Source organism: Streptomyces ossamyceticus (assembly GCF_001418475.1).
Lineage (GTDB): Bacteria > Actinomycetota > Actinomycetes > Streptomycetales > Streptomycetaceae > Streptomyces > Streptomyces ossamyceticus.
Genome location: NZ_LIQX01000545.1, coordinates 1 through 11,425, shown reverse-complemented (window position 1 = coordinate 11,425; position 11,425 = coordinate 1). Strand labels below are relative to the sequence as shown.

The following is an 11,425-nucleotide window of genomic DNA, read 5'->3' as shown; positions in this document are numbered from 1 at the left end:
CCTCGGTCTCCCGCAGGTGTCCGCGCAGTCGCCGGTCGGGCGCGCCCGGCCGGCGTGGCGATGGTCGTTCCACGCCCCGTTCCGCTCCCCCGGCCGCCCCCGCGCCGCGTGGTTCGCGGGTGCCTCAGTCGCCGGCGCACACTCCGGAGTCGGTGCCGACGATCGATCCTCGGCTGGCGCACGCGCTGGGGCGGCCGCAGCACGGGGACTCCGTGGCCCGGCGTACGGGGCGTTCGATCAAGAAGCTGACCGCGTCCGCCGCGCAGGACGTGGCGGAGGAGACGCGGATCGCGCGGGAGTTGCAGCAGCCGGTGACGACGGGGCGGGTGATCGCCGTGACGTCGATCCGGGGCGGCGTCGGCAAGTCGACAGTGGCCGCGCTGCTGGGGCGGACGTTCAACCACTACCGGCACGACCCGGTGCTCACCCTGGAGGCGGACGCCGCGCTCGGCACGCTGCCGGTGCGGATGGGCGCCGACTCGGTGCGCTGGGCGGCGGCCGACCTCGCGCGGATCCTCAACCCGGCGATGCAGCTCACCGACGTCACCGGCTACCTGGTGCCCGTGTCGGACGGCGGCTGGCTGCTGCCCGCCAGCCAGGGCCGTGTGGGAGCCCCGCTGGACATCCGGACGTACCGCACGGTGACCCTCGCGCTGCGACGCTACTTCGCGGTGACCGTGGTGGACTGCGAGACGCTGCCGGGCGAGGTGGCCCGTACGGCGATGGACACGGCGCACGCGCGCGTGGTCGTCGCCCCGATGACCGCCGAGGGCGTCAACGGCACCCGGCAGGTCCTGGACTGGCTGGGCCAGTTGCCGCACTCCGCGCTGGCCTCGACGGTCGTGGCGCTCACCGCGAACTCGCCCGACGTCACCCTGGACCGGAAGACCGCGGTCGCGCACCTGAAGGAGTCCGGCGTTCACGTCGTCACCGTCCCCTACGACCGGCACCTCGCCCAGGGCGGCCCGATCCGCACCGCCCTGCTGGGAGAGGCCACCCGTGACGCGGCGGTCACACTGGCGGCGGAGGCGATGAGCCGGGCGGTGAGGACGCGTTGAGCGTCCACCGGAGGTCCGCGATGTACGACCACCCATGGGAAGAAGGGGGTGACAGCTGCTTGCCGCAGCGTGCGCACGAGGCCGATTTAGCTCGATCGTGTGATCGTCCGCTTGTGAGCTTGCAGCGTCCTGGGCTGATCGGGCTAGCATGGTCGTGCGACCTGGGACACCGGGTACGGCGTCAGTGTGCGGGGCCCCTGCTCCACCAGAGGATGGTTCAGGGCCTCCCCGTCGCCTCTGGCCGTATCCGTATGGCCGGGTCGCGCAGGGAGCCGGCCTCCCGGGCCCGGAGCACGCACAGGATGCGTGTCGCCGCCCCGGGGTCGAGAACGCCGGGGACCAGCGCGCCCAAGACCGTTCGGGGCGTGCGGCTGAGCGGGCTCACTCATGCTCAGTCCACAGGAAAGGTCCGTCCGTGACCCAGCAGTTGGTCCATCGGCCCGCGCGCAGCACCCGCCCGCTCGGGGCGGCCGAACCCCGCACGATCGAACCTCCGCCCAACCTCCCGGAGGGCAAGGCGGGTTCGGCGGCGACGGCGCTGCTGCCGATGGCGGGGGTCATGGGCTCCGTCGTGATGATGACCGTGATCCGCAGCAGCCAGTTCGCGGCGCTCGGAGCGGTCGTGCTGGTCTTCGCGCTGCTCGGCGCGGTCGCCCTGTTCCTGTCGCAGCGCGGCAAGGCGCAGCGCACCCGCCGGGCGCAGCGGGAGCGATACCTGGAGTATCTGGAGGAGCTGCGCGAGGAGTTGGGGGCGCAGGAGCGCGAGCGGCGGACCCTGGCCCGGGTGCTCGATCCGCCTCCGGAGGCCCTGTACGACCTCGCGCGGGACCCGGCGCGGCTGTGGGAGCGCCGGCGGCGGGACCCGGACTTCCTTCGGGTGCGGGTCGGCACCGGTGACGTGCCGGTGGCGGAGCTGGCCATCGGGCAGAACCAGGGCGGTGTGATGACGCCGCCGGACCCGTTCATGCTGAACGAGGCGCGTGCCCTGCTGGCCCGTTACGCGGTGGCCGACGACTGCCCTATCACCGTGCCCCTGGACCGCGCGGGCAACGTCAGTGTCGTCGGCGACCGGGAGGGTGTGCTGCGGGTGGCGCGGGCGCTCCTCGTCCAGGTGGCCGTGACGCACGCGCCGGACGACGTGGCCGTGGCGCTCGGGGTGCCCGGGGAGCGGCTGGCGGACTGGGAGTGGGCGAAGTGGCTGCCGCATGTGCTGGACGGGCAGGAGCACGACGGGCCGGTGGCCGCCCGGCGGATCGCGCCGAGCCTGGCGCAGCTGGCCCGGCACTTCCGCCATGAGCTGGGGCGGCGCGCCTCGTACGCGGCGGAGGTGCGGCGGGGGCTGGCCGACCGGGGCGCCCTGCGGCTGGCGTCCCGCATGCTGGTGGTGAGCGACGAGTACGGGGAGACGGCCGCCGAACTGCCGCTGCCGGACACGGCGGTGGGGCTCGGCGACATGGGTGTCACGGTGCTGCATCTGATGGAGCGGCAGGTGCACGAGCCGGACCAGGTGTCGGTGCGGATCACCGTGCGGGGCGACCAGATCGTGGTCGAGGACCTCCGGGAGGGGCACGCGGTCGCGCAGGGGTCCTGCGACGACGTGACCGCCGCCGGGGCCGAGGGGGTCGCCCGGCTGCTGGCGCCGCTCAGGCTGTCCGCCGAGTCGGCGGCCGAGGGGACCCCGGTCACCGGGCCCGTCGACTTCCCCGTGCTGCTCGGCGTCGACGACCCGGCCGCACTGGACCTGGAGCGGCTGTGGGCGCCGCGCGGCGAGCGGGAGTTCCTGCGCGTGCCCATCGGCCTGACCGACCGTCATGAGCCGGTGCTGCTCGACCTGAAGGAGTCCTCCGAGCTGGGCATGGGCCCGCACGGGCTGTGCGTGGGCGCGACCGGGTCCGGCAAGAGCGAGCTGCTGCGCACCCTGGTGCTGGCGCTCGCCGCCACCCACCCTCCCGAGGACCTCGCGCTCGTCCTGGTCGACTACAAGGGCGGTGCGACCTTCGCCCCGTTCACCGGGCTGCCGCACGTGGCCGGGGTGATCACCAACCTGGAGAACCAGGCGGGGCTCGTCGAACGGGTGCACTCCAGTCTCGCCGGTGAGGTCAAGCGGCGGCAGCAGGTGCTGAAGGACGCGGGGAACGTCGCCGACATCGGGCACTACGCGGCCCTGCGGGCGAGCAGCCGCCCGGACCTGGAACCGCTGCCGCACCTGTTCGTCGTGATCGACGAGTTCGGTGAACTGCTCACCGCCAAGCCGGACTTCATCGACCTGTTCCTGTCCATAGGCCGCATCGGACGCTCCATCGGCGTGCATCTGCTGTTGTCCAGCCAGCGCATCGAGGGCGGCAAGCTCAAGGGCCTGGACACCTATCTGTCGTACCGGCTGGGCCTCAGGACCTTCTCCGCCGACGAGTCGCGGACCGTCCTCGACACCACCGACGCCTTCCATCTGCCGCCGCTGCCGGGCTTCGGCTACCTCAAGGTGGACACCTCGACGTACGAGCGGTTCAAGGCGGGGTACGTGTCCGGCGCCTACCGGGGCCCGGCGCTCGCCGCGCGGGAGGACGACGACACGCCGCTCGCGTGGCCATACCCGGCGTACAACTCGCTCGGCGGTACGCAGGCGGGGGGCGGCGCGGCCGAGGAGCCCAAGGCGACCAAGCGGGAGACCGGGCCGACGGTGATGTCGGTGATGGTCGACCGGCTGGCCGGGGCCGCGCGGCCGGTGCGGCGGATCTGGCTGCCGCCGCTGCCGGACGCGATCGCGCTGGACGCGGCGGCCGGGCCGGTGGGCGTGGACGAGCGCGGGCTGCAACTCGCTTCCCGGCAGGGACCGTTGCGGGTGCCGCTCGGGGTGCTGGACGATCCGGCGAAGCAGTGGCAGGGCCACTGGGTGCTCGATCTGACGGTCGCGGGCGGACACGCGGCGGTGATCGGTGGCCCGCAGTCCGGCAAGACGACGCTGTTGCGGACCCTCGCGCTGTCGCTGGCGGCGACCCACACGCCCGCCGAGGTCGCCGTCTACGGCCTCGACCTGGTCGGCGGCGGCCTGTCCGCCCTGGCCGGGTTGCCGCACGTCGGCGGGATCGCCGGGCGGGCCGACCGGGAGCGGGCGGCGCGGACGGTCGCCGAGGTGCGGACGATGCTGATCGAGCGGGAGGAGCTGTTCCGCGAGCACGGCATCGACTCCGTCGACCAGCTGCGCCGCCTCCGCGCCCGGGGCGAGCTGCGGGAGCTGGGCTCCACCGACATCGTGCTGCTCATCGACGGGTTCGGGGCGCTGCGCGACGAGTTCGCCGAGCTGGACGACACGGTCGTGGACCTCCTGAAGCGGGGCGGCGGCTACGGCATCCATGTCGTCGGCGGCATGCTCCGCTGGAACGACGTACGGATCGCGACGCAGTCGATGTTCGGCACCCGGATCGAGCTGCGGCTCAACGACCCGAGCGATTCCAGCGTCGACCGCAAGCTCTCCCAGACTCTGTCGCCCGACACGCCGGGGCGGGCCCTCACCGACGGCAAGCTGTTCGCGCAGGTCGCGCTGCCCCGCCTGGACGGACGGCCGTCGACGGGCGACCTCGGTCCGGCGCTGGAGGACGCGGCCCGGACGATCCGCTCCACCTGGCACGGCGAACTGGCGCCGCCGGTACGGGTGTTGCCGACCCGGCTGTCCGCCGGCCGGCTGCCGTCACAGGTCGCCGAGCCGGGCCGCGTCCCGATCGGCGTCGACCAGGACGCCCTCGCGCCCGTGCTGCTCGACCTGTTCGGCTCCGACCAGCATCTGCTGGTCCTCGGCGACAACGAGTGCGGCAAGACGAACCTGCTGAAGCTGATCGTGGACCGGCTGGTGGAGCGGTACTCCGAGGAAGAGCTGGTCTTCGGCGTGTTCGACCCGCGGCGCGGCCTGCGGGGCGTGGTCCCGGAGCCGTACCGGGGCGGTTACGCGCACAACGCGAAGCTCGCCGCCGGGCTGGCGTCCGGTATCGCGACCGAGCTGGAGAAGCGGATGCCTCAGAGCGCCGACCCGGACGCGGTGACCGACGAGCCCGCCTTCGAGGGGCCGCGCATCGTGATCCTCGTCGACGACTACGACATCCTCACCACCGCCGGGCAGCAGCCGCTGGCGCCGTTCCTGCCGTATGTGTCGTCGGCGCAGGACATCGGCCTGCACTTCGTGATCGCGCGGCGGACGGCGGGTGCCTCGCGGGCCGTCTACGAGCCGCTGCTCCAGACGCTCCGCGAGACCGGCACGGCCGCGCTGCTCATGACCGGCGAGCGGAGCGAGGGCCAGCTCTTCCCCGGCCTGTACCCGTCCGCGCAGCCGCCGGGCCGGGGCACCCTGGTGCGCCGGGGCCGCGCCCACCAGCTGATCCAGACCGCGCTGTCCGGCGAGGAGGCCGCCCCCAGGTGACGGCTCAGCCGGGACGACGCCCGCCCACGACCGCCGTGCTGCGACCCCACCAACCCGTGCCCGCCCCGAGGGGAGCGAGGGGAACACACCGCCTCGCGCCCACCCCGACGGGAGTACGCCAACCCGCACCCGCCCCGACGGAAGTACGCCCACCGGGGGCAGCCCCGACCGGAGTACGCCCGCCGGGGCCCGCCCCGACCGGAGCGCACTGCCCCGTGCCCACCCCATCAGGACCACACCGACCGCACCGACCACGCCGATCCGTGACCGCCCCGACGGGAGCACGCCGACCCAGGCCCGCCTCCTCGGGGCGGCCCGCCGCGACCATCGAGAAGGACGACCGCACGTGACCAAGGACGTCATCGCTCTCACCCCGACGATGCCCGACGTGTGGGCGCTCATGGCGAGTCTGTACGCGGGCGGCTCCGACCTGGACCTGTCGGCGGCGGCCGACGGCGCGGTCGTCCAGTTGCACGGCCCCGGCGGGCGCCCCCTGGTGTCCGTGGAGTCGCCGCTGCTGGTGCGGGTGCCGGGCGAGGCGGAGCGGCTGCTCGGGCAGAGCGTCGAGGCCCCCTACTGGTGGACGGAGGCGCGGGCCTCCACGGCCGTACCGGAGGCGGAGAAGCTGGCCGGGGTGGTGTGCGGTCGGCTCAACGCGCTGCTGGGCGGCACCACCTGGCCGGCCGGGGCCGCGAGCACGGAGGTCGTCGATGTGTCGGCCGTGCCGTCGGCGGGGGCCGGGCAGCCCGCCGTGGACGTCGTCACCGAGAACGCGGCGGTCGTCCTCGTCGACCGCCCGGTGGTGGCGCTGACCAGCTGGCTCGCCGAGATCATGCGGACGGCCGTGGCGTCCCGGCGGTCCCTGCAGATCGTCACGCCGCCCGAGGTCCGCCTGAGCGCCCCGGCCCGTACGACGCTCGCCCGGGTGCCCAACCGGTGGGTGGTGCGGGACCCGGAGTGCGGCTACTACGACGGGCTGTCGGGGGCGGTGCTGCGCTGGCAGGACGGGGCGTTCTCGCCCGCGCTGTCCGAGGACGGCACGGCGACGGTGGCCGCCGCGTTCACGCGCCGCGCGGAGGAGGCGCCGGGCCGCCGGCTGATCGTCGCGATGCGTACGGCGCACCGGCCCGACGAACGGCTGCTGCTGGGCGGTGCGCTGGAGACGGCCTGGGAGACCCTGACCGGCTCGTCGCCCGTCGGCTGGGGCACCGCGGAGCCCGTCAACCTCCCTTGGTCGCCGAGGCAGTTGACGGACCTGGCGCGGGAGCGGATGCCCGAGCCGTCGCAGCTGGTCGTGGTGGGGCGGCCCGAGCGGCCGGCCATGGCGACGCTGCGGGTGACGCGGACGACGAAGGGCGTGGAGGAGGACATGGTCCTGACCGTCGGGTACGGGCAGGACGAGGAGCCGCCGCTGGACCGCGTACGGGCCCTGGCGGAGGAGCTGGTCACGAAGCACTCCCTGCGGACCATGCTGACCTCCGTGCAGGCGGCCCCCGCCGACCTCGCGACGGCCCCGCGCCTGGAGGGCCCGCCGCTGCCGGCCGCCTTCACCCTGGGCCCCGACGACGTCCACGCCATCGGCCGCGACCACGCCCGCCGGCCACCGCTCGACCAGCCGCCCACAGCCCTCGGCCCGACGACCCGCCCGGCCCTGCACTACCCCCTCGGCGACGGCGAGGACCCGGCGGCCTGGGAGCGGCTACAGCAGCTCACGGCCCATCTCCGGTCGCCGACGGAGTCGGGATGAAATGGCCGGGCCGCCAAAGGCGTTGATCACGTCATGACTCAAGGACCAGCGCCGCGCCCACTGTCCGACGAAGCCCTCTCCAGTCTGCTGGGCAAGCAGCAGTTCGGCACGCTCGCCACCGTCAAGCGCGACGGCCACCCGCATCTGACCACCATGCTGTACAGCTGGGACCCCGAGGCCCGCATCGTGCGGTTCTCGACGACGGCCGACCGGGTCAAGGTCGGGCATCTGCGGCGCAACCCGCGAGCGGCGCTGCATGTGCAGGGTGGCGACGTGTGGTCGTTCGCCGTCGCCGAGGGCGAGGCCGAGGTCTCCGAGAGCACGACCGTTCCCGGCGACGCCGTCGGGCGGGAACTCCTCCGGATGATCCCGCCGACGGCGAAGCCGGAGGACGAGGGTGCGTTTCTGCGGCAGCTGGTCGCCGAGCGCAGGGTGGTCATCCGGCTGAAGGTGGACCGCCTGTACGGCACGGCGCTCGACATCGACGGTTAGGACGCGTCGGGTCCGGCTGAGCGGGTGCGAGCCCTTTCGCGGCGGCGCGCAGCGCGCACCGAAGGTGGCTGTTCTCAGCCATTCGTGCCTGCTCAGCGGCGGTGACTCGCGTCACGTACACAACGACCAATACGAGCAGTACGAGCTCTGGCCGGTGAAGGATTTACCGGCCTGACCTGGGTCCCTAACCTCCCGGCAACAGCTGCCAGCAGGCACGCGCCAGGAGGAGAACCATGGCCAGATCCAGCCACTTCGGTACCGGACACATCGCCGAACCCGTCACCGGCACGGCAGTCACGCATCGGCGTCCCGTCCGGCGCCCCTTGGCGGCCGCGGTCGCGGCGACCCTCGCGCTCGGCACCCTGGGCGCCTGCGGCGGCGGGGAGAGCGACGCGCCGAAGGTCGCGGTGAACAAGATCTCCGCGGGCAAGGTGCCGGACTACTACCCGGCCGACTACGCCGACCTGGTCGCGGCGGCGGAGAAGGAGGGCGGCAAGCTCACCGTCTACTCGAACCTCGGCGACGAGAACATGGCGCCGATCGTCCGGGACTTCAAGAAGAAGTACGGCTTCATCAAGACCGTCTCCGTCAACGAGCTGGACAGCGACGAGCTGTTCCAGAAGACGCTCTCCGAGAACGCGGCCGGCTCGTCCCCGGCGGACGTGCTGATCTCCAGCGCGGCGACCGCGTGGGCGGACTTCTCGGCCCGCAAGAACACGGTGCTGGAGTACAAGTCGCCGGAGCTGAAGGAGCTGGGTGACAGCGCGCAGCTGCTGCCGAGCGTGTACTCGATGTCGCAGGACCCGATGACCATCGCGTACAACACGTCGCTGATGGAGAAGCCGCCGACGACGCTGACGGACTTCGCGGACATCGTCACGGGCGACGAGGACACGTTCAAGAACAAGGTGACGGTCCGCGACCCTGAGGGCTCGTTCGGCTTCACGGTGACGCGGGCGCTCACCGAGGGCAACCCGGAGGCGTGGGACGACCTGAAGCGGATCCTTCCGCTGACCCGTCCGGAGACCTCCTCCGGCACGCAGCTGGAGAAGATCGTCTCCGGTGAGTACTCGGCCGGCTTCCTGATCAGCGCCTCCCCGGCGTACCCGGTGGTCGAGGACAGCGCCGGTCTGGTGAAGATCGTCTTCCCGAAGGACGGCACGGTCGTGCTGCCGCGCGGCATCGGCATCGCCGCCGAGGCCCCGCACCCGGCGACCTCGAAGCTCTTCCTGGACTTCGCGCTCTCCGACGAGGGTCAGCGCGCGGTCGCCGAGGGCGGTCTCGCCTCGTACCGCGAGGGCGTGAAGGGCGAGGGCCTGCACACGTACCAGGAGGTCGTGGACGCGGTCGGCGAGGAGAACATCATCCACGTCAAGTACGAGCAGGTCGCCAAGGACGACGCCGCTGCCTGGCTGGAGCGCTTCGACGGACTGCGCAAGTAGGCGCGGGTCAGGGACGATCGGAGCCAGAGCAGATGTCAACCCTCACCCAGCCGCCCGGGACACCCCAGCCGCCCCGCACACCGGGAACACCGGGGACACCGGTCGGAGCGTCACCCGCGGAGTCGTTCGCGCCGCCACGCTACCGGCGTCCGCTCGGCGTCGGGCGGGACACGGTGGTCCAGTACGCGGTCCTGGCGTTCCTCGCCGTCCTGGTGCTGGCCCCGATCGTCCCGACCCTCTACCAGAGCATCCGCAACCGCCCGCTCTACGAGGCGGGCGGCGCCTTCACCCTCAGCGGCTACACCGACCTGTTCACCAAGGCCGGCTTCGGTGAAGTCGCCCTGAACACCCTGCTGTTCGCGTCGCTGACCACGGCCTTGAGCCTCGCCATAGCCATCCCCATGGCGATCGTGGTCGTGCGGACCAAGCTGCCCGGCGGGCGGCTGGTCGCCCTCGCCATGCAGTGGCCGTTCTTCATCTCGTCGCTGATCCTGGGCTTCGGCTGGATCATCATGTACGGCCCCGCCGGGTTCGTCAGCGTCAAGGTCCAGCAACTCCTCGGCGGTGTGCCGTGGAACCTGTACTCGATCCCCGGCATGGCGCTCACCGAGGCCGTGGCGCTCGCCCCGATCGCGTACGTCTTCTGCGCCAACGCGCTGCGCCAGTCGGACGCGTCCCTCGAATCGGCGGCCCAGGTCTGCGGGGCGGGCCCCTTCCGGATCCTCGCCCAGGTGATCGTGCCGCTGCTGCGGCCCCCGATCGTCTACAGCGCGATCCTCGTCTTCTCCGTCTCCATCGAGACGCTGAGCGTGCCGCTGCTGTACGGGCAGCCCGTCGACATCGACGTGTTCTCGACGTTCCTGTACCACAACGGACTTCAGTCGGTGGACCCCGACTACACGATGCTGGGCGCCGCCTCCACGGTCATCCTCGTCGTCACCCTGAGCCTGGTCGCCGTGCAGGCGAAGCTGCTGAAGGACGCGGCCCGGTTCGTCTCCGTGCGCGGCAAGGTCACCCGCCCGCGCAAGCTGGACCTGGGCTGGCTGAAGTGGGTGAGCATCGCGTTCATCTGGCTGTACGTCGTCGTCGGCGCCCTGATCCCGATCGCCGGCCTGGTGATGCGGTCCTTCACACTGGTCTTCACGCCGCTCCAGTCGCCGTTGCGGACGGTGACGACGAAGAACTACGAGCTGGTCCTCGACTCCGACAACTATGTGCAGTCGCTGTGGAACAGCCTGATCGTGGCCGGTGTCGGCTCGGTGGTCGTGTCCGCGCTCGCCGTGTGCGCGGTGATGGTGGCCCGGCGCTCCACGTTCCGCTTCGGCCGCGCGGTGGAGTATCTGGCGCTCATCCCGCAGTCGCTGCCCGGCATCATCATCGGTATCGGCTTCTTCTGGGCGTTCGCGCTCGCCCCGTTCGGCATGGGGTCCGTCCTCCAGGGCACGATCTACGCCGTCGTCATCGCCTTCGGCATGCGGGCCCTGCCCAGCGCGTTCGGGTCGGTCGCCCCCGCGATCATGCAGATCGGCGGGGAGCTGGACAACGCGGCCCGTGTCTCCGGCGCCGACTGGCTGATGACGTTCTTCCGGGTCCTGCGGGCCCTGGTCACCCCGGCGTTCGCCGGAGCCCTCGTCCTCACCTTCGTGATCATGCTCAAGGAGTACTCCCCGGCCGTCTTCCTCAGCTCGGCCGACAACAACATCCTCGGCACCACCATGCTCAGCCTGTGGACGCAGGGCAGGGCCGGGTCCGTGGCCGCGCTGGCCACCCTCCAGATCGGCATCACCGCTGTCTTCGTCGCCCTGGCGGGACTGCTCATGAAGGGAAAGCACCATGCCTGAGGTGACCGTCAAGAACCTGGCGAAGACGTTCGGCGACAACTCCGTCCTGCGTGACGTCACCTTCACCATCAAGGACGGCGAGTTCTTCACTCTGCTCGGCGCGAGCGGCTGCGGCAAGTCGACGACGCTGAACTGCATCGCGGGCCTGGAGCAGCCCACGGAGGGCTCGATCGCGGTGGGCGGCAGGACCTTCGTGGACGCGTCGGCCGGTGTCTTCCTCCCGCCCGAGGAACGCAACCTCGGCATGGTCTTCCAGTCGTACGCCCTGTGGCCGCACATGACCATCGCGAAGAACCTGGCGCTGCCGCTGAACATCCGGAAGGTGCCCAAGGACAGGCAGAAGACCCTCATCCACGACGCGCTGGACAAGGTGGGGCTGGCCGCGCTGGCGGGCCGCTACCCGCACCAGCTGTCGGGCGGCCAGCCCCACCTTGTCC

The 11,425-nt window shown here is 72.2% G+C and carries 7 protein-coding genes; all 7 read left to right on the top strand.

All coding sequences use genetic code 11. From position 1 onward, the window contains the following. Positions 1–152 precede the first annotated feature (152 nt). A complete protein-coding gene (locus AOK15_RS32695) occupies positions 153–1,058 on the top strand; it encodes a CpaE/TadZ family protein (protein ID WP_240508705.1) in 906 nt (301 codons plus the stop codon). Positions 1,059–1,473: 415 nt separating this feature from the next. Beyond that, entirely contained in the window at positions 1,474–5,466 is a 3,993-nt protein-coding gene (eccCa, locus tag AOK15_RS32690; RefSeq protein WP_055521938.1) for a type VII secretion protein EccCa, read from the top strand. A 346-nt stretch (positions 5,467–5,812) separates the two neighbouring features. After that, a complete protein-coding gene (locus tag AOK15_RS32685) occupies positions 5,813–7,213 on the top strand; it encodes a DUF6177 family protein (protein ID WP_055521937.1) in 1,401 nt (466 codons plus the stop codon). A 33-nt stretch (positions 7,214–7,246) separates the two neighbouring features. Beyond that, positions 7,247–7,705 carry a PPOX class F420-dependent oxidoreductase gene (locus AOK15_RS32680; protein ID WP_055521936.1) on the top strand — a complete coding sequence of 153 codons (459 nt, stop codon included), beginning with the start codon at positions 7,247–7,249 and terminating at the stop codon, positions 7,703–7,705. 233 nt (positions 7,706–7,938) lie between these two features. Next, positions 7,939–9,147 (top strand): ABC transporter substrate-binding protein, encoded by a 1,209-nt coding sequence (locus AOK15_RS32675; RefSeq protein ID WP_055521935.1) that lies wholly within the window; start codon positions 7,939–7,941, stop codon positions 9,145–9,147. 32 nt (positions 9,148–9,179) lie between these two features. Beyond that, positions 9,180–10,988, top strand: a complete 1,809-nt coding sequence (locus AOK15_RS32670) for an ABC transporter permease (RefSeq protein WP_055521934.1) — start codon at positions 9,180–9,182, stop codon at positions 10,986–10,988. After that, a partial coding sequence (locus tag AOK15_RS32665) for an ABC transporter ATP-binding protein (RefSeq protein WP_157870437.1) occupies positions 10,981–11,425 on the top strand: 445 nt, incomplete at its 3' end. The genes AOK15_RS32670 and AOK15_RS32665, both read left to right, overlap by 8 nt.